The organism is Ferdinandcohnia sp. GQ5, assembly GCF_059759275.1.
The window spans coordinates 137,133-155,436 of record NZ_JCAXEW010000008.1 but is presented as its reverse complement, the minus strand read 5'-3'; the positions used below and the strand labels follow the sequence as shown (position 1 = coordinate 155,436).

The window sequence follows — 18,304 nt, the reverse complement described above, 5'->3', positions numbered from 1 at the left end:
ATCCCCCACTTCTTAAAGCTTTAGTGATATTTATTTAATGTATACTTTTTTGTTTAGTAAATCAACTAATTCGTATGAATTTTTCAAACTCCTTTTAAAAGTATGCCTTAACCAGGGCTGGATATTCGAAAACGATTATAAGTAGTCGTTGAAGTGGCTTATCTAGAGAACAAATGGGAGAATATGATATAGTAGTTAATGGAATATAAACGAAGACTATCATAAAAATTTAAAAAATTATTTGGAGGATTTCTGAGTGGAAGTCGTATTTTTAGGAACAGGTGCAGGGGTACCCGCAAAAGAGCGGAATGTCACTTCAATTGCTTTACAATTGCTGGATGAACGTAGGGCCACCTGGTTGTTTGATTGTGGGGAAGCAACACAGCATCAAATCCTACATACATCTATAAAACCAGGGAAAATAGAAAAAATTTTCATCACTCATTTGCATGGTGACCATATTTTTGGTTTGCCAGGGTTATTAGGAAGTCGCTCCTTTCAAGGAGGAGAGTCCTTATTAACTATTTATGGCCCTAAGGGAATAAACGAATTTATTGAAACTTCTATAAAGGTAAGTACCACACATATTCGATATCCACTTGAAATCGTTGAAATTGAAGAAGGCGTAGTCTTTGAGGACGAACAATTTTGTGTTACTGCAAAAACATTAGAGCATGGGATTCAATCTTATGGGTATCGAATTGTAGAAAAAGACCTCCCAGGAACATTGCTTGTGGATAAGCTATCAAAAGAAGGAATTAAACCTGGGCCTATTTATCAAAAAATTAAAGAAGGACAAACAGTTATCCTAGAGGATGGACGTCAGATTAATGGAGAGGAATATATTGGTCCACCTAAGAAGGGACGTATAGTGACTATTTTAGGTGATACCCGTTATGTTAAGGAAAGTATTGAACTTGCAAAGGATGCAGATATACTTATTCATGAAGCAACATTTAGTTCAAATGAAGCTGATTTAGCTCATGATTATTTTCACTCTACCACAACTCAGGCGGCGGATGTTGCCAAACAAGCGGAGGTCAAACAATTAATACTTACACATATAAGCTCTAGATATCAAGGTGATGATTGTCAGAAGCTTCTTGAGGAAGCTCAGCAAGTGTTTGAGCCGACTTATATGGCAGCAGATTTCTTAAGATACGATGTAAAATCAAACCAAACAAAAAATAAGGACAACTAGATTGGAGGTATATAACAATGAATACCATTATTGAAACAATTATGAATCACCGTTCGATTCGTAAATTTGAAGAAAAAGTATTATCAGATGAACAAATTCGTTCGATTGTTGAATGTGCCCAAGCAGCTTCAACATCTAGTTTTATCCAAGCCTATTCCATAATTGGCGTGAAAGATCCAGATAAAAAGAAGAAGCTCGCGGAAATCGTTGGTAACCAGGCTTATGTTGCCGAGAATGGTCATTTCTTTGTGTTTTGTGGAGATCTACATCGTCACCAGGTTATAAGCCAAATGGAGGAAAAGGACTTATCGACTTCATTGGAGAGTACAGAGAAATTTATGGTCGCTACAATAGATGCTGCATTGGCTGCTCAAAATGCAGTACTTGCAGCAGAATCAATGGGATTGGGTGCTTGCTATATTGGTGGACTGCGTAACAATCTAGACGAGGTTTGCAAACTCCTACATATCCCTAAATTTGTGATACCTCTTTTCGGAATTGCGGTGGGCTATCCAGCCCAAATGCCTGATAAAAAACCACGTCTTCCTTTCGAGCATATTTATCATGAAGGTGAATATAACCAGGATGAAGACTTATTTAAACAAGAGCTGCGTACCTACAACCAAACTATCTCAGCCTATTATCAAGCACGTACAAATGGGAAACGCTCAGATACATGGACAGGGCAGATGGCAAACATGCTTGAAAATCCAAAGCGGATGTATATGAAGGATTTTGTTAAAGGACAAGGCCTAAATCAAAAGTAAACCTAGGATAGAAAGGAGTCGGAATCCATGGATATCAAAATCAATCAAAAATTGATAAAGGAAATGTGTGGAACCGTCTCCTTTAAAAGAGGGGACGCTTTTTATCGAACAAACAAGGTTCTATTAACTGAATATGGATCAAATAAATGCAAGGCCATTGTTAAAGGAGCAGAGGACTTTCACGTAACAATTGAAAAAAATAGACAAGGAAAATTAGTGACTACATGCAGTTGTCCATCCCTTGCTAATTTCGACAAGGAATGTCAGCATATTGCTGCCGTTTTGATTGCGATAAATGAACAGCAAAATCAAGAACCATTAGCTTTCGGTGAAATTCAAACTTCTACTAACGAAAAATTGACTAATGATTTCATGACATTATTTACAAATCGGCCGTTACGATCTAGTGGCCATCAGCTTCACTTTGAAAAAAGAGAAGTACTCAACGTTAGATTCATATGTAAGCCCGTTAAGGTTTCGAATGAGCAAGTCTTAATTGGATTGGAAATAGGAATTGAACAGGTAGGGGTACATGATATTCGTATTTTTCTTGAGAATATCAAACAAGGAAAGACTAGTTTGATATCTGAACAATTTTCATATGATCCAAATCTCCATTGTTTTTTATATGAAGTAGATACTCTACTTCACCAATTGATTAAAGTTACTGAGGATGAAAAAGTTTATTTTGAAGTAAACTCGTTAGATGATCTGGAAACTCGTGAAATATTGTTAATTCCGCCATCTTCCTGGAAAGTTCTCGTACCTTTATTATCTAAGTGCCCGTCTGTTTATATGGAAAACAAAGATAATACATATGAAGGCCTTCAAATCGAAGAGGGACCACCACCACTGCATTTTTCATTTGAAGAAGGGCAAGAAAGTGACTATCAATTAACCATCCAAGGATTTAACAGAATGATTATTTTAAAATCCTATCATATAGTGTTAAGTGAAGGACGGCTCTATCAAATTTCTGAACAAGATTGTGAGCGCTTATTTGATTTAAAGAACATGCTCGTAAATCCAGGTGCTAATCATATTCCAATTCCAAAGGAACAAACTCAATTTTTTCTAAAAACAATCGTACCCAGCTTGAAAAAAATTGGTGTCGTTCATATGTCTCAAGCCATTTCCAAAGAATTTTTGAAAACTCCACTTGTTGCTAAGCTTTACTTGGATCGACTTCGAAACAAACTGCTGGCAGGGCTTGAGTTTCACTATGAAAATACCATCATCCAACCTCTTGAGAATCGTGATATCCCAACAGGACCTATGGTAATTAGGGATATAGAAAAAGAGGATGAGATTTTAAGAATTATGGATGATAGCGGTCTTTCGAAGACGGAGGGTGGGTATTACATGCATAATGAGGAACTTGAATATGAGTTTTTGTATCATATCGTTCCAAAGTTGCAACCTCACTGTCAGATTTATGCTACGACAGCTATTCGAAATCGCATTTTACCTAAAACTGAACATCCGAAAATAAGGGTGAAAATAAAAAAAGAACGTACAAATTGGCTTGAGTTTAAATTTGAGATGAAGGGCATTGCAGACCAAGAAATTCGTGAAATTTTAGGTGCCCTTGAGGAAAAACGTAAATATTACCGCTTGAAAAATGGTTCATTGCTCTCACTTGAAACGAGGGAGATGGAGGAAATTCAGCGATTTTTAAAGGCTGTTCCAATTCAGGACGATGATTTTGAAGCAACTTTAAACATGCCAATGATGGAAGCCTTACCTCTTTTGGATTCGTTCGATGACGATGAAATCTATACAGCTGAGGAATCATTCCGCCATTTTCTTGATTCCATTCGAAATCCTAGTCATTTGAGTATAGAAGTCCCTCATCATTTAGATACCATTTTACGAGATTATCAAAAGCAAGGCTTTAAATGGTTGAAAACTCTCGCAAGTTATGGATTTGGTGGTGTACTTGCGGATGATATGGGACTGGGTAAAACAGTACAGAGTATTGCTTTTATTGTTTCTGAGCTTCAAAAGATTCGGGAAAATAAGAAGCCCGTTCTCATTGTCTGCCCATCATCGTTAACATACAATTGGCTCCATGAAATCTTGAAATTTGCTCCTGAACTTCAAGCAATTGTAATTGATGGCAAAAAGGATGAGCGAAGAGCTCTACAAAAAGAATGTGAGGACATGGATGTTCTTATCACATCCTATCCGTTATTGAGACGTGATATTAAATGGTATGAGTCTATTAACTTCCATACCGTTTTCTTCGATGAGGCTCAAGCCTTTAAAAATCCAGTTACCCAAACTGCAAGAGCTGTTAAAAAACTAAAAGCAGATCATCGTTTTGGATTAACTGGAACACCGGTTGAAAATTCAATTGAAGAGCTTTGGTCCATTTACTATGTTGTTTTTCCACAGCTTTTTAAGGGGTTAAAGGAATATAGTCATCTATCAAGGAAAGATATCGCAAGAAAGGTTCGCCCATTTTTACTTCGTCGTGTGAAAGAAGACGTCCTTGCAGAGCTACCGGAGAAAATTGAAATTCTTGAATCATCTGAACTTTTACCAGAACAAAAGAAGCTTTACGCTGCCTATTTAGCGAAGCTTCGTCATGATACATTAAAGCATCTTGATAAAGATACTATACGAAAGAATCGGATACGAATCCTTGCTGGAATCACCAGACTAAGACAGATTTGTTGTCATCCTGCTTTATTTGTGGATGGTTATAAGGGGAGTTCTGCAAAATTTGAGCAACTTTTACAAATTATCGAGGAATCCAAACTTTCTGGAAGGAGAGTTTTGATTTTCTCACAATTTACGAAAATGCTTGGACTGATTGGTAGGGAATTATCTAGTAGGGGGTATACTTATTTCTATCTTGATGGACAAACACCTACAGAGGAACGAGTGGAATTATGTCAACGTTTTAATGTTGGAGAACGAGAACTCTTTTTAATTTCTTTAAAAGCAGGAGGAACGGGTCTGAATCTGACAGGAGCGGATACCGTCATTTTATATGACCTTTGGTGGAATCCAGCTGTCGAGGAACAGGCTGCTGACCGTGCCCACCGAATCGGTCAGAAAAAGGTAGTCCAAGTAATTAAGCTTTTTGCACGCGGCACAATCGAAGAAAAGATGAATGAATTACAGGAGAAAAAGCGTGACCTTATTACGGATCTTATTGATTCTGAGGAAAAAACGGCATTGACAGAAGAAGATATCCGGGAACTTCTCATGATATAACAAATCGACAAGGCAAAGGCACTTGTCGATTTTTTTGTTAATTATTATTACCATCCGCGTTCGTATTGTTTTGGACTATCAATTGAAACACCAAGCTCTTTTGCAGCCGTTCTTGGCCAATAAGGGTCGCGTAATAATTCTCGAGCAATAAATATTAAATCAGCCCGATTATTTTTTAATATCTCTTCAGCTTGAACAGCTTTGGTGATCAAACCAACTGCGCCAGTAGGGATATTGGCTTCATTGCGAATTTTATCTGCATAACCAACCTGGTAGCCTGGATATGCATCAATTTTTGCTGGAACAACAGCACCAGAGCTGACATCTATTAGATCCACACCTTGGTCTTTCATGCGTTTTGCATATTGTACATAATCGGTAGGAGTCAAACCACCTTCCGCATAATCATTTGCTGATACACGAACAAATAGTGGACCATCCCATACCTCTTGAACAGCTTCGATTACCTCTTCTAGGAAGCGATAGCGATTTTCGGGACTCCCGCCATATTCATCTTCACGTTTATTTGAAAGTGGAGATAAAAATTCATTTATCAAATAGCCGTGTGCCCCATGGATCTCAATAATATCAAAGCCAGCTTCTTTTGCGCGTCTTGCTCCATCCTTGAATGCAGCGATTGTTTCTTTTATTTCATTTATCGATAATTCCTTTGGTGTTTTGTAGCTTTCATTAAATCTAATGGCAGAAGGAGCAACAATATCTCCTGTTACTGTTGCTTTTCGTCCGGCATGGGCAATTTGAATGGATGTTTTTGAGCCATATGCTTTAATCATTTCAACTAGCTTTTTTAATCCTGGCACATGATCGTCGCTCCAAATACCTAAATCCTGTGGCGAGATTCTTCCTTGCGGGGTTACTGCGGTTGCCTCTACCATGATGAGCCCTACCTGACCAACAGCACGGCTAACATAATGGGTATAATGCCAATCCTGAAGCTTCCCATCCTCATTGTGACTGGAATACATACACATCGGTGACATAACAATTCTATTTTTTAAGGTAACATTTTTAATTGTATAGGGTGAGAATAATCCTGATTCCATGTGATTTAAGCCTCCTATGTATTTCGTAATACTAAATATTATATCATTTTAGTTATGCATATTAAAAAAATAAGCATCGACTTTATCTCGTCGATGCCTTTCTTTATTTAACAGGGGCTTCAGCTAATTTCTTTCCTGTTTCTTTACTTATGAGTGCCACTTTCGTTGGCATGTATTTTTGATTTTGCTTATTAAATATATATCTTGTTTCGAGATAAGCGATTATGTCATAGTGGGCAATTCCGGAAACAGCCTGGATGGCAACAATTTCTTGCGGCTTCATTTTGGTTAATTTATCGAAACGATATCCCGAAGCTGGATCTACCCATGTCTCCATTTCTTGAAGTCGATCACGCAGTTCTTTTTTATCAGGAAAATCACGGTAGCGCTCTTCTGATAATGGAATGATTGCTTCCAGGCTATTTTGCTTATCTATAAATTCAATCTGATAATCGCCAGTGTATTTCATTGAATAACGCTTTTTTGCTTCATCAAACCATCCTGAAGAATTAGGGTCAGTATAGATTTCCTCCACTTTTTCACCTGTATAGCTTAGGACAGTTAGACCAGTGATACCGCCACTTCCGATTGAACGAAAATAGAGGAGAATATCCTGTTTCCCGTTTTGAATGACATCTGCAAACTGCATTTCAGCCAGCTGATATAAATCCTGTTTATTATGATAGGTTCCTAATTGGTCCCCATTGATTTTTAAAGACCATTCGTTCGCAAGGTTATATTGATTTTTTCGTGCGTAAAGCTCAATGATGTCCTTCTTACCATCACCGTCTAAATCAACATACTCTTTTTGAATAATTGTAAAAGGGCCATATTCAACATCGTTTTGCCCGGCAAGAGTTACACTGTGAAAGCCACTAAGAAGGCCTAAAAAAAGTAAAAAACGTATCAGTTTCACAAAATCACCTCTTTGGTAGGATAACCAAAAATTGAGAGGGATATAGGTGAAATGCCTTATTTTGTGTAAAAGTTTTCAGTGTAATAGGGGTGAGACTCCGTATTAAAGGCGACTCCCACACCTAAATATTTATATTCCTTTTTTAAAATATTTTCTCGATGTCCCATTGAATTCATTAAACCTTCATGGGCAAAAATACTGCTAAATTGTCCATAAGCGAGATTTTCACCAGCAATGGTAAATAAAATTTCATCCTCAATCATTCGATCAAACGGAGACTGTCCTTGTAAATTAGTATGGCTAAAATAATCATTTTTCGCCATATCTAAGCTATGCTTTCGAGCCGTTTCCTTCACATGATCATCCCAAGATAGAACGCCTAGTCCATGATTTACTCTAGATGCATTTGTTAGGTCAAATAATTGATATTCGAACCCTTCTTTCAACTGATCACTTGCATCTGTGTAAAAATCGGCTCTTTTTTGCTCTAGAGCTTCTGAAACAATTTGAATCGAGGTCACCGTGTTATTCTGATGTTTATCATAAAAAAGGGTGACATAGGTGTTATCTATGTGGAAGACATCATAGTCCCGGTCCTGTTGAAATTCATAGTACACAAATCCTTTTTGAATTCGCGTCATTGGTTCCCCCAGTAGATTAAGTGCTTCCTGTTTTTGTGTTCCATACTTGATTCCTTTTGTCGATGAGATGAGGTCCTGATTTGTGTATAAACCTACAACTTTATTCTCCGAGTCAAAAGCCACCAACATAAAATTTTGATAGTTTTCATGATACGTATACCAGTTCGTTCCATATTCATTTAAAGACACTCGTTTTGGATCCCCAAGTTTTGCTTCTACTTTCTGTTTGCTTTCCCCAAGCTCGATATTGTGAATTGAAAAGGCCTGTTTACTTGGTGTATCTAATTCTGGTTTCTTCACTTTATTTTTGTCGATAATCGAATTTTCTGGTGCCTTTTCTTCAAAGGTTTGCCATAATGTTTCGATATATTGTATGCCTTCGTTCAGTTTGTTCTTTATATTTGCAAGTTCTTCAGATTCAGATACTCTGTCGATTTCAGTTGTAATAGTATTTAAAACTGATTGATTATCAGTTTTTGCAGCTAGTTTATCTAATACTGTCCAACCGGCGTATAGGAAAAATAAAAAAGATATAAATAGAAGAATTCTCCTCATAAGTCAACCTCCATCCCTAAGATTCATTTTATCCAATTTTTTTCGAAACGATAAGGGATTTAAGATGAAAAAGGAAAAAGGGGACTATTGCCCCTTAAGTTGTAGTATTATTTTTTCCAATCCATGTAAAATAAAGCAAAATGGAAATTAACACAGATAGTGCAGAGGCGATGTAAATGGATTGGTATCCTAATAAATAGGCGATTTGACCAAAAGCAATTGCACCAATCCCCACTCCTAAATCAAAAGAAGAAAAAAAGGTTGCGTTTGCCATCCCTTTTCGATTGTCAGGAGCCGTTTGTACAGCCCATGCTTGTAAGGCAGGCTGCAATGCACCGAAACCTAAACCGTACATAAAAGCCGCTATGTAAAGGACAAGACTACTAGGTAACCAGGCTAATAGTAACATAGCTAATACAATTGAAAAAGCACCTGGTACAAACACGGCACGATGTCCCTTCTGATCATAAAGGCGGCCAGCAAAGGTTCGGGAAATCATTAGAGCAACTGCAAATAAAAGAAAATACCATTCAATCCCGGATATTCCCTTTTGTACAGTATATAAAGGTAAAAAGGCTGCAATTCCTCCAAATGAAACAGTTATAAAGAATAATAGAATCGAAGGAGGGAGCGCAGTTTCTTCATAGAAGTCCCATTTTTTAGGGTCTTTTACTGGTTCAGTTTTTTTATAGTGGATTCTAGATGATAGGATGAGTGCGACTAAACCTAAAATGGCGCAAATGGAAAAGAGTTTTGTATAGGATATTGTACCAGCAAGTGTAAGGCCTAACGAAGGACCAAAAGCTAGTGCGATATTTCCGAATAGACCAAAATAGCCCATTCCTTCACCACGTCTTTTGGCAGGAATTAAGTCTGTTGCGATGGTTCCCGAAGCCGTTGTTGAAAAGCCCCAGCCAATCCCTTGAACCATTCGAAATAAAAATAATAAGAGTAAGCTTGAAATGATTCCATAGGTGCCAACAGATAGGACGAAAATGGCAAGACCAAGTAAGTATACGAAGCGTCGTCCTCTTATTTCTAGTTGATGGCCAGCAAAGGGTCTGATTAACAGTGCGGAAAAGGTGAAAATTCCAACGACTAATCCAATGAGCTGTTCATTACCTCCAAGATGTTCTACAAATAGTGGGATTGTCGGCAAAGTCATCTGAAAGCCGAGAAAAATAAAGAAGTTTGATATGCAGATTAGGGTAAAATCGCGGGTCCAAATTTTTTCTGTAGTCGTACTTAGTTGTGGTGGTGTTTCTTTTATAAGTGGTGCACTCATAGAATCTCCCCATCATGATTTATTTCGGTACTCTAAATAAAGTATAACAAAAATGTCAGTAAAATCCTACCAAAAGTAAATGACTTTTTCTATGCTGGTAGGATCCTACTGACGTTAAAATATACATCTAATTTTTTTCTGAAACAGTTTGGAGCATAGCCTCACCAAGTTCTGCAGAGCGAGCGGTAGCACGCTTTATGCAAGACACCATTGCTTGTTGGTAGTTAAATTGCTCCAATACTTTTATACCGGCTTCGGTTGTGCCGCCTGGACTTGTTACTTCTTTTCGTAAGTGGGCAGGTGGCTTTGGTGAACTTTTTAGCATTTCTGCTGCACCAATAATCGTTTGAAGGATTAATTCCTTAGCAATTGCTTTTTCAAGACCGATATCATCAGCTGCTTTTTCCATTGCTTCCACTAAATAATATACATATGCAGGACCACTTCCAGAAAGACCCGTGACTGCATGAAGATCTTTTTCTGCGACCGTTGTAACAATCCCAATTGTTTCAAATAATTGTCGTGCAATGAGTAAATGGTCTTCGTTCGCGTACATTCCCACAGATAAGGCAGTAGCTGATTTGCCAATGGTTGCAGATGTATTTGGCATAGCGCGGACTACGGCAACTTCTTTGTTTAATAAGTCGGTGATGGTTGTAGTCGATACTCCCGCTAAGACAGAGATGATGAGTTGGTTCTCATTGACGTGATCCTTAATTGCTAAAACAGCTTCCGCAACGTCCTTAGGCTTTATCGCTAGGAGGATGACTCCAGCATTTTCAATTGTTTCTTGTTTGTTTTGACTTATGGTTACACCATATTCTTTGTTTAGACCTTCTAATCGTGCATAATTGGAGCGATTCATTACAGAAATTTGATTGGGCAAGAAGAGCTCCTTTTGTAGCATTCCAGAAATCATTGCCTCAGCCATTGATCCGGCTCCAACAAACACGATATTTTGTCTCATTTCCATAACTATCCCTCCGTAATTAATAACGTGAATTGAAAAATAAAAGCTATTTTTCTGCTTATAGATCTAGGGTGATTTCCGCTCCTGGTACTAGCTTGGCTCGCTATTCCCGCAGGACGTTGAATTGCTTCCTCGAAACTACATCGCACGAAGAAAATGCAAGCATTTTCGAGGATCTCGTACCATCCATCCACTGAAGTCACTGGATGTATAATAATATTCTGATCTAAGAGCAATAAAAAAGTTTACGAATAAAGCCAAATAAAAAGACCTACTCCATCCTTGTCAAAGGACGGAATAGGTCTGCTATCCGCGGTACCACCTTACTTAACATCTTGAAAAACTAATTTTTTCGATGTTCCACTCGAACCCGTATCGTGGGGGAGACGGTTAGGTTTTCCTAACAGCTCATAGGTAGGTTCAATCAAGAAGTGGGCTATGAGATCTTTCAGCCGGTGGATCTCATTCTCTTATTGCCATTCATAATTTACTAGTCCTAATCATTGCTTTACGAAATTTATATTAATGGTCATTATGAACTGATATTATCTGGATGTCAATACCTTCTTTTTGTAAAACGAGCCTAATTTCGGTTACATAATAGAGAAGTTATTCGAATATAATGACAAAATCAGATGAAAAAGGTAAACTAAAACTGGATAATTGTAACGATTTTATTGATATAGCACAAAGGAGATTTCTTATCTATGAATAAACTTAAAACGACCAAGGATGTTTTTAAAATAACCCTGCCAACACCTTTTGCTGTCGGAGATGTAAATGTGTATGTTGTGAAGGGAGAAGCTTTAACATTAATAGATGCTGGTGCAAAAACGGAGGAAGCGTGGCAATCTTTTATTGAGCAGTTTGCTCAGTTAGGCTATACACCATCAGATATTGACCAAATTGTGATTACTCATCATCACCCGGACCATGTAGGGCTTCTCGATTATTTTAATAAAGATATCCCGATTATTGGTCACCCCAAAAATCAGCCATGGATTAGTCAGGATAAGCAATTCTTTGTAGAGAATGAACCGTTTTATAAAGAGTTATTCCTTCAATTAGGTCTTGATCCCGCATTTATCAACTTAATCGATATGGATGAAGAACTTGCATATTCTTGTTGTAGATCTCTTACAAAAACGATAGAAGAAGGAGATCTCATCGAAGGTATGACAGGCTTTAAAGTGTTAGAAACGCCAGGACACGCACAAAGCCATATTGTTTTGTACCGCGAAGAGGATGGAATGCTTATTGCAGGAGATACTCTCTTAGCTAAAATCTCACCAAATCCCTTGCTTGAACCACCACAATTTGGTGAAACAGCTAGACCGAGACCATTAATCCAGTACAATAATTCTTTACGGAAACTTCTATCACTTGACATGTCTAAGGTTGTAACGGGGCATGGAGCTGATATTATGAACCCTCATGAGCTTATTCAAGAGAGATTTGTCTCACAAAAAGAACGTGCATATCACGTTCTACAAATGATTAAGGAAAAGCCAATGACTGCCTTTGAGGTGTGTACTAAGTTATTCCCAAAAGTATATTTAAAGCAACCTCTCTTTACGGTATCTGAAACAGTTGGACAGCTTGACTTCCTTGAAGAAATTGGTGAAATTACGATAGAAGTCGTGAACGGACAACATATATATCACGCCAATTAACTTTATTCAATAGGATTCCTCAACATGGTTAGTTAAATACTTGTATTAGTATATTATATAAGTAGGTAGTTCTTAATCCTGATTGAATAATGTTAAGCCTCCAGCGGGTGTCCCGATTTTTTAAATGAAATTATACGATCCGTAAGATCAAAGACTATGAACGCCACATCCTGTGGCAACGTCTTTATGACCCACTTCCTGTGGGCCTAAAAATCTGGCGCAAATACGCCGAGGCACATTTGATTAATTTTGAGGTGAAAAAGGCCGAATGAATTCTAGACTTAAAGGAAAGAAAATTGTGATTACTGGGGCTTCGAGCGGGATTGGCGAAAAAATTGCCTACCTTGTTGCAGAGCAAGGCGCATATCCAATCCTTTTAGCCCGGAGCTATGATCAGTTAGAAAAAATAGCTCAAAACATTAAAGAAAAATACCATATCGACTGCTTATTTTATAAGCTAGATGTTCGTGATACAGAAAATGTAAAAGATGTCTTTGAGGACATATTACGCAATGTAGATACGATTGATGTGCTTGTTAATAATGCTGGCTTTGGTGTGTTTGCCAATGTTGTGGATGCACAAATAGAGCAGATGAAAGCAATGTTTGAGGTTAATGTATTTGGACTCATTTCATGTACAAAGATGGTTTTACCCACAATGATCCAGCAAAGCTCAGGCCATATTATTAATATCGCATCACAGGCCGGGAAAATTGCGACACCAAAATCAAGTGTTTATTCGGCTACAAAACATGCGGTACTTGGGTTTACGAATAGCCTTCGGATGGAGCTTTCAAGTACAAATATCCATGTAACAGCTGTAAATCCAGGTCCGATTCGGACGCGTTTTTTTGACATTGCCGATGAGTCTGGTACATATGCGAAAAGTGTAAATCGGTTTATGCTTGATCCCGATTTCGTCGCTTCTAAAATTGTAAATGCCATGCTGACTCCCAAACGGGAAATTAATCTGCCAGGCTGGATGAATGCGGGAAGTGTATTTTATACCTTGTTTCCTCGACTCGTTGAAAAAGTAGGCGGCAAAGCGTTTTTTAAAAAATAAGTATCATTCATACTCCTTTTATTAGGGGTATTTTTTTGCTTTCACACTTAAAAGTTAATTGAATCTTATTCCTTGACGTATAATTTAGATAATGAGTAAATTACATTAAACACATTGAGTTACTATGTTTTAATATATGTCTTAGGGGAGAGGATTACATGTCACAAAATGAACAGACATTTAGCTGTGCGATTCCTGTTGAATCGAATAATGACACATCAATAAAACCAGTAGAAATAAACGCCGATGGTTCTTTCAATCGTCAAACGAATCGCTTTATTACACCTTTCGGAAATCAGCTTGGTGAATTACCCGTCGAGTCTGGCCGCTACCGCTTACTTTGGTCAGCAGCATGTCCATGGGCACATCGTTCTGTGATTGTGCGTAAAATTCTTGGATTAGAAAACGCGATTAGCTTAGGGAAAGTAAGTCCAATGAGACCAAGAATTGAGCGTGTAGATTGGGAATTTTCCTTAGATGACAATGGAGTTGATCCTGTTCTTAGTGTTCAGTATGTGAGTGAGGTCTATAAGAATGCGGACCCTGATTATACAGGTAGACCGACTGTACCAGTCATGGTTGATCTTGAAACCAAACAGGCTGTGAATAATGATTATTTTAAGCTTACCAACTATTTTGAAACGGTTTGGTCTCCTTTCCACAAGGAAAATGCTCCAGATTTATTTCCAAGTGCATTGCGTGAAGAAATCGATGCATTGAACGATGTCATTTTTCATGATGTAAATAATGGCGTGTACCAATGTGGATTCGCCCATTCTCAGGAGGCTTATGAGCAAGCCTATGATCAATTATTTGCTAGATTAGATGAGTTAGAGGAGCGTTTGTCCAAGCATCGTTTCTTATTTGGGGATTTTATCACGGATTCGGATGTCCGTTTATACACCACTTTGGTTCGCTTTGATGCTGCTTATTATTCAGCTTTTCGTACAAACCGTAATTTAATTCGTGAGTTTCCTAATCTATGGGGCTATGCCCGCGATTTGTTCCAGACACCTGGTTTCGGTGAAACAACCGATTTTGATGCAATTAAGCGTCATTACCACCTGTCCATCACCATTGACCCTACAAAAGGAGAAGTCAATATTCTTCCTAAAGGACCAGACGAATCGGTATGGTTTTCCGAACATAACCGTGAAGAATTGAGCAATAAAAAAGAAAAGTTTTTAATAAAAAGGTAGGTGAAATGCCAAACATGAAAATTCGTGATGCTAAACAGGATGAATTAGATTTCATTCGAGAGCAACGAGTTGCTGCTTATCTTGAGCATTCAAAGGCAATTCCAGCTCCTCATTGGCAAGCTCTTAAGCAGGCAATTTCGTCTGAGGCTGACCGCCTTCACGGTTCTGAGCTTATTGTATGTGAGCTTAATGAAAAAATTGTTGGCAGTGTAGTCTTGTTTCCTGCTAAAACAGACGCATATGAAGGTCAGCTGGAGAAGTTGGATTATCCTGAAATTCGAATGCTAGCGGTAAATCCTGAGGCTCGCGGAAAGGGTGTAGCTTCAGCTTTGATTAATGAATGTATAAATCGTTCCAAAGCAAAAAAACACCAGCATATCGGATTACATACCGGTGAATTCATGAAACATGCGATTCAGCTATATACAAAGCACGGCTTCGAGCGATTGCCACAATATGATTTCGAGCCTGCAAATGATGGGATTATCGTCAAAGCGTTTCGATTGACCTTATAAGATAAAAAACCAATTCGCTTTTCTAAGCGTGTTGGTTTTTTTTATGTTCCTTCTGTATTCGATTTAAACACCGTTGGGATTCTTCTTGAAATTTCCATTGAAATCGAACGTATATTCTCCTATTATTAAGAATACAATACGAACATATATTCTTTTTGGAGATGATGTTAAATGGTGGATTACAGCCAGTTGCCCGTTCAAAAGATTTTGTGCGTGGATATAAAAAGCTTCTATGCAAGCTGTGCTGCCGTTTTATTAGGTCTTGATCCGCTCGAATGTTATTTAGCGGTTGTTGGAGATACGGAACGCCAGGGAAGTATTGTGCTTGCGGCTTCACCAAAGCTAAAGAAGGAATTTGGGATAAAAACAGGATCAAGACTTTTTGAAATCCCTAAGGATCCACGAATTAAAATTGTAAATCCAAAAATGGCCATCTATTTACGAATTTCAACGGAAATTACGAGACTTTTTAACCGGTATGTACCTAAAAATGCAATCCACGTGTATAGCGTAGATGAAAGCTTTATCAAGGTTGATGGGACTGAAAAATTATGGGGAGACGCAACAACGATTGCGCGTAAAATTAAGCAGGAAATCGAGGCCGAATATGGGCTTGCTTGTGCCATTGGTATTGGTCCCAATATGCTGATGTCAAAGCTCTGCCTAGATTTAGAGGCGAAGAAGAAGGGGATTGCAGAATGGACCTATGATGATATCCCAGAAAAGCTATGGACAGTCTCACCGCTAAGAGAAATGTGGGGGATTGGGAGTAGAGTTGAGCGAACTTTGAATGGGATGGGGATTACGACGGTTGGGCAGCTTGCCCATTATCCGCTTGAACTACTTGAGAAAAAATTCGGAGTCATGGGAAATCAGCTCTATTACCATGCTTGGGGTGTGGATTTATCAGAAATTGGTGCACCAATTATACAGGGACAGATCAGTTTTGGGAAAAGCCAAATTCTTATGCGTGATTATCCAGATCCGGAAGAAGTCAAACATGTCATTCTTGAAATGTGCGAAGAGGTAGCGAGGCGTGCTCGAAGACATAAAAAAGCAGGAAGAACGATTAGCCTCGGTATTCATTATAGCCGTGATGAGTTTGGCGGAGGATTTTATCGTTCCAAAACCATTGATACTCCGACAAATATCACAATGGAGATGTACCGCGTATGTCTTGAGTTATTTGAGAAATTTTATGTACAGAAGACAGTCCGTAAAATTTCAATTGCACTTTCTAATATTGAAGATGACACACAAATGCAATTGGATTTGTTTTATCTCAACCGAGTTAAGCAGCATAAGCTTGGCTATGTGATGGATGGTATTCGTGGGAAATACGGTTCCGATGCAATCCTGCGTGCAGTATCCTACACAAATGCCGGAACATCAAGACACCGCAGTAAGCTTGTCGGTGGACATAAGGCGGAATAGAAACCAAAAGCGCAAGCACCGGAAAGAGGAACATCGACTAAAAACCGTCATGTCCTGTGGCAAACGTTGATGTCAGCACATCCTCGAAAATACTGAGTATTTTCTTCGTGCGATGATTATGCTACCGAAGCCTTCCTTGTCCTGTGCAAGTCCGACAAGCGCTCCGAACCCCGACGAGGAGGCTCAAAAATAAGCAAAGCTTATTTTTTGCGAGGGTTATGCTCACGTAGCATTCCTTAGTGTTGCTGCCGCAGGAGGGCTTGAAGCGACCTCGAGGGGCTAGGTGCTGGAGCTAGACGTAAGAAAGAAGGTGATTAGCAATGATACGGGATCGTGGATCTATAAAATGGACAGCAATGATGCTGCCGGAGCATGTAAAAATACTTAGAGATTGGACGGAAGAAGACACGTATGAGCAAAAGCCAGAACTTGATGAACAGCAAATTGAAGAGATGAATGGCATTCTTTGTGAGGCAATGGAGGAGGGGAGAGAACTAGTGATTACGCATTATGAAGCGAAACACCACAAACTCCTTCTCGGTACTATCCATCATTATGATGCTCTACAAAATAAACTGCATGTCGTCGATAAATTTGGGGAAGTTCACTATATCCCAGCAAACATGTTAGTCGATTTGCGTTTTTCCGGTTAATTTTATAGGCTCTTTTCTATAAGATTGTTGCTTTTTGATATAAAATTGTAAACTTAGTTGATTGGAGCGTAAGGTGGCGACTCCAGCGGGAAAAGCGTGAGACTTGAGACCCCGCAGGAGCAGCAGCGACGAGGAGGCTCAAGCTACGCCCGCGGAAAGCGTCCACCTGAAGCGGAAGTCAACGTTATAAAAAACAACAAAGTTTGCGAAAACAGCCATTTTATAAAAAAAGGCGTGATTTAAAAATCACGCTTTCTTCAGCAAAAGATAAATAAAATAAGGTGCTCCTGTAAGAGCAGTCATCATTCCAGCAGCAATAACTTCTGGTTTCACAATATTGTGAAGGTTGTATAGGCAAACAATAATAGCCACCACCAATCAGCAGAACCAGTCTGTCCCCCATATGTTCCCTGGTTTCATCCCATAATGAAATGTTTAATCAGAGAAATCGGAAATTAATAAGTAAAATGTTAAAATAGGTCTTTTCCACACATTCGTCTGTTAATTGAAGGAATTTATTGAGAAGGAGTAGAAGAATAATAGGATACAAGAATGGAGGGTGAGACAGGGGTATGTTTGAATACAAAATTGACGAGGAATTATCTTTAAAATTGACAGAGTTAAGTGATGCTGAGCGAATTTTTGAATTAACAGATCAGTCCAGAGCCTACCTACGAGAATGGCTGCCATGGCTTGAGATGACAACGAAGGTAGAGGACACAAAAGCATATATCGAATCATGTAGGAAAAGCTATGCAGAAAATAAAGGACTACATACCGTTATCGTTTATAAAAATGAAATCGTTGGGGTAGCAAGCTTCAACGAAATCGACTGGACCAATAAAATAGCCGCTATCGGCTACTGGCTTGGTCAGCAATACCAAGGAAATGGAATAATGACAAGGGTAGCAAAAGCATTGACAGGTTACGCACTGGACCACTTAAAACTAAATCGAGTTGAGATCCGTGCAGCGGTTGAAAATCATAAAAGTAGGTCGATTCCGGAAAGACTAGGCTTTGTGAATGAAGGCAAAATAAGACAAAGTGAGTGGCTTTATGACCACTATGTAGACCATGTTGTATATGGCATGATTGCAAAAGACTGGAATTCAGAAAAATAGATAGGAGCCTCTGAGGCTCCTT

Annotated in this window: 15 protein-coding genes and 1 pseudogene; 10 read left to right on the top strand and 6 right to left on the bottom strand. The window is 38.6% G+C overall.

Features of this window, described 5'->3' with window-relative positions; translation table 11 throughout:
- The first annotated feature begins 256 nt into the window (after positions 1-256).
- The 3 genes from rnz to AC6CHV_RS11975 are packed head-to-tail and all read left to right on the top strand — an operon-like array spanning position 257 to position 5,193.
- Positions 257-1,201: a ribonuclease Z gene (rnz, locus tag AC6CHV_RS11985; RefSeq protein WP_341330945.1), complete on the top strand. Its 945-nt coding sequence runs from the start codon at positions 257-259 to the stop codon at positions 1,199-1,201.
- Between the two features lie 17 nt (positions 1,202-1,218).
- On the top strand, positions 1,219-1,968 hold the full coding sequence (gene nfsA / locus AC6CHV_RS11980) for an oxygen-insensitive NADPH nitroreductase (RefSeq protein WP_341330946.1): 750 nt from the start codon (positions 1,219-1,221) through the stop codon (positions 1,966-1,968).
- Between the two features lie 27 nt (positions 1,969-1,995).
- The gene (locus AC6CHV_RS11975) at positions 1,996-5,193 is read left to right on the top strand and encodes an SNF2 helicase associated domain-containing protein (RefSeq protein ID WP_498078954.1); all 3,198 of its coding nucleotides are present in this window, start codon (positions 1,996-1,998) and stop codon (positions 5,191-5,193) included.
- A 47-nt stretch (positions 5,194-5,240) separates the two neighbouring features.
- On the opposite strand, the gene namA is transcribed toward AC6CHV_RS11975, so the two are convergent.
- The 5 genes from namA to proI form a co-directional block, all read right to left on the bottom strand.
- Positions 5,241-6,257, bottom strand: coding sequence for an NADPH dehydrogenase NamA (gene namA / locus AC6CHV_RS11970; RefSeq protein WP_341330948.1), 1,017 nt, complete (start codon positions 6,255-6,257; stop codon positions 5,241-5,243).
- Positions 6,258-6,360: 103 nt separating this feature from the next.
- Complete coding sequence (locus tag AC6CHV_RS11965; RefSeq protein ID WP_341330949.1) at positions 6,361-7,173, bottom strand: YybI family spore inner coat protein; 813 nt, start codon at positions 7,171-7,173, stop codon at positions 6,361-6,363.
- A 56-nt stretch (positions 7,174-7,229) separates the two neighbouring features.
- Entirely contained in the window at positions 7,230-8,369 is a 1,140-nt protein-coding gene (locus AC6CHV_RS11960) for a CAP-associated domain-containing protein (RefSeq protein WP_498078953.1), read from the bottom strand.
- Positions 8,370-8,463: 94 nt separating this feature from the next.
- Positions 8,464-9,654: an MFS transporter gene (locus tag AC6CHV_RS11955; protein ID WP_498078952.1), complete on the bottom strand. Its 1,191-nt coding sequence runs from the start codon at positions 9,652-9,654 to the stop codon at positions 8,464-8,466.
- 127 nt (positions 9,655-9,781) lie between these two features.
- Positions 9,782-10,627, bottom strand: coding sequence for a pyrroline-5-carboxylate reductase ProI (proI, locus tag AC6CHV_RS11950; RefSeq protein ID WP_498078951.1), 846 nt, complete (start codon positions 10,625-10,627; stop codon positions 9,782-9,784).
- Positions 10,628-11,331: 704 nt separating this feature from the next.
- On the opposite strand from proI, the gene AC6CHV_RS11945 reads away from it, so the two are divergent.
- From AC6CHV_RS11945 to AC6CHV_RS11920, 6 genes are all read left to right on the top strand, one after another.
- On the top strand, positions 11,332-12,297 hold the full coding sequence (locus AC6CHV_RS11945) for an MBL fold metallo-hydrolase (protein WP_341330953.1): 966 nt from the start codon (positions 11,332-11,334) through the stop codon (positions 12,295-12,297).
- Positions 12,298-12,565: 268 nt separating this feature from the next.
- Entirely contained in the window at positions 12,566-13,360 is a 795-nt protein-coding gene (locus AC6CHV_RS11940; RefSeq protein WP_341330954.1) for an SDR family NAD(P)-dependent oxidoreductase, read from the top strand.
- Positions 13,361-13,518: 158 nt separating this feature from the next.
- Positions 13,519-14,559 (top strand): glutathione S-transferase family protein, encoded by a 1,041-nt coding sequence (locus AC6CHV_RS11935; RefSeq protein WP_341330955.1) that lies wholly within the window; start codon positions 13,519-13,521, stop codon positions 14,557-14,559.
- Between the two features lie 14 nt (positions 14,560-14,573).
- Positions 14,574-15,074: a GNAT family N-acetyltransferase gene (locus AC6CHV_RS11930; protein ID WP_341330956.1), complete on the top strand. Its 501-nt coding sequence runs from the start codon at positions 14,574-14,576 to the stop codon at positions 15,072-15,074.
- Between the two features lie 171 nt (positions 15,075-15,245).
- Positions 15,246-16,508 carry a Y-family DNA polymerase gene (locus AC6CHV_RS11925; RefSeq protein ID WP_498078950.1) on the top strand — a complete coding sequence of 421 codons (1,263 nt, stop codon included), beginning with the start codon at positions 15,246-15,248 and terminating at the stop codon, positions 16,506-16,508.
- A 320-nt stretch (positions 16,509-16,828) separates the two neighbouring features.
- Positions 16,829-17,161, top strand: a complete 333-nt coding sequence (locus AC6CHV_RS11920) for a YolD-like family protein (RefSeq protein WP_121447967.1) — start codon at positions 16,829-16,831, stop codon at positions 17,159-17,161.
- A gap of 246 nt (positions 17,162-17,407) precedes the next feature.
- On the opposite strand, the pseudogene AC6CHV_RS11915 reads toward AC6CHV_RS11920, so the two are convergent.
- Positions 17,408-17,532, bottom strand: a pseudogene (locus AC6CHV_RS11915) (iron chelate uptake ABC transporter family permease subunit); the annotation flags it as partial.
- A gap of 201 nt (positions 17,533-17,733) precedes the next feature.
- Between AC6CHV_RS11915 and AC6CHV_RS11910 the strand changes: the two are divergent.
- The gene (locus tag AC6CHV_RS11910) at positions 17,734-18,282 is read left to right on the top strand and encodes a GNAT family N-acetyltransferase (protein ID WP_341330958.1); all 549 of its coding nucleotides are present in this window, start codon (positions 17,734-17,736) and stop codon (positions 18,280-18,282) included.
- The last annotated feature ends 22 nt before the right edge of the window (positions 18,283-18,304 follow it).

Excerpts from the sequence above, each read along its gene's own strand:
- nfsA (WP_341330946.1), top strand. The coding sequence starts at position 1,219 with ATGAATACCATTATTGAAACAATTATGAATCACCGTTCGATTCGTAAA.
- AC6CHV_RS11975 (WP_498078954.1), top strand. The coding sequence starts at position 1,996 with ATGGATATCAAAATCAATCAAAAATTGATAAAGGAAATGTGTGGAACC.
- namA (WP_341330948.1), bottom strand. The coding sequence starts at position 6,257 with ATGGAATCAGGATTATTCTCACCCTATACAATTAAAAATGTTACCTTA.
- AC6CHV_RS11960 (WP_498078953.1), bottom strand. The coding sequence starts at position 8,369 with ATGAGGAGAATTCTTCTATTTATATCTTTTTTATTTTTCCTATACGCC.
- AC6CHV_RS11955 (WP_498078952.1), bottom strand. The coding sequence starts at position 9,654 with ATGAGTGCACCACTTATAAAAGAAACACCACCACAACTAAGTACGACT.
- proI (WP_498078951.1), bottom strand. The coding sequence starts at position 10,627 with ATGGAAATGAGACAAAATATCGTGTTTGTTGGAGCCGGATCAATGGCT.
- AC6CHV_RS11945 (WP_341330953.1), top strand. The coding sequence starts at position 11,332 with ATGAATAAACTTAAAACGACCAAGGATGTTTTTAAAATAACCCTGCCA.
- AC6CHV_RS11940 (WP_341330954.1), top strand. The coding sequence starts at position 12,566 with ATGAATTCTAGACTTAAAGGAAAGAAAATTGTGATTACTGGGGCTTCG.
- AC6CHV_RS11935 (WP_341330955.1), top strand. The coding sequence starts at position 13,519 with ATGTCACAAAATGAACAGACATTTAGCTGTGCGATTCCTGTTGAATCG.
- AC6CHV_RS11930 (WP_341330956.1), top strand. The coding sequence starts at position 14,574 with ATGAAAATTCGTGATGCTAAACAGGATGAATTAGATTTCATTCGAGAG.
- AC6CHV_RS11925 (WP_498078950.1), top strand. The coding sequence starts at position 15,246 with ATGGTGGATTACAGCCAGTTGCCCGTTCAAAAGATTTTGTGCGTGGAT.
- AC6CHV_RS11920 (WP_121447967.1), top strand. The coding sequence starts at position 16,829 with ATGATACGGGATCGTGGATCTATAAAATGGACAGCAATGATGCTGCCG.
- AC6CHV_RS11910 (WP_341330958.1), top strand. The coding sequence starts at position 17,734 with ATGTTTGAATACAAAATTGACGAGGAATTATCTTTAAAATTGACAGAG.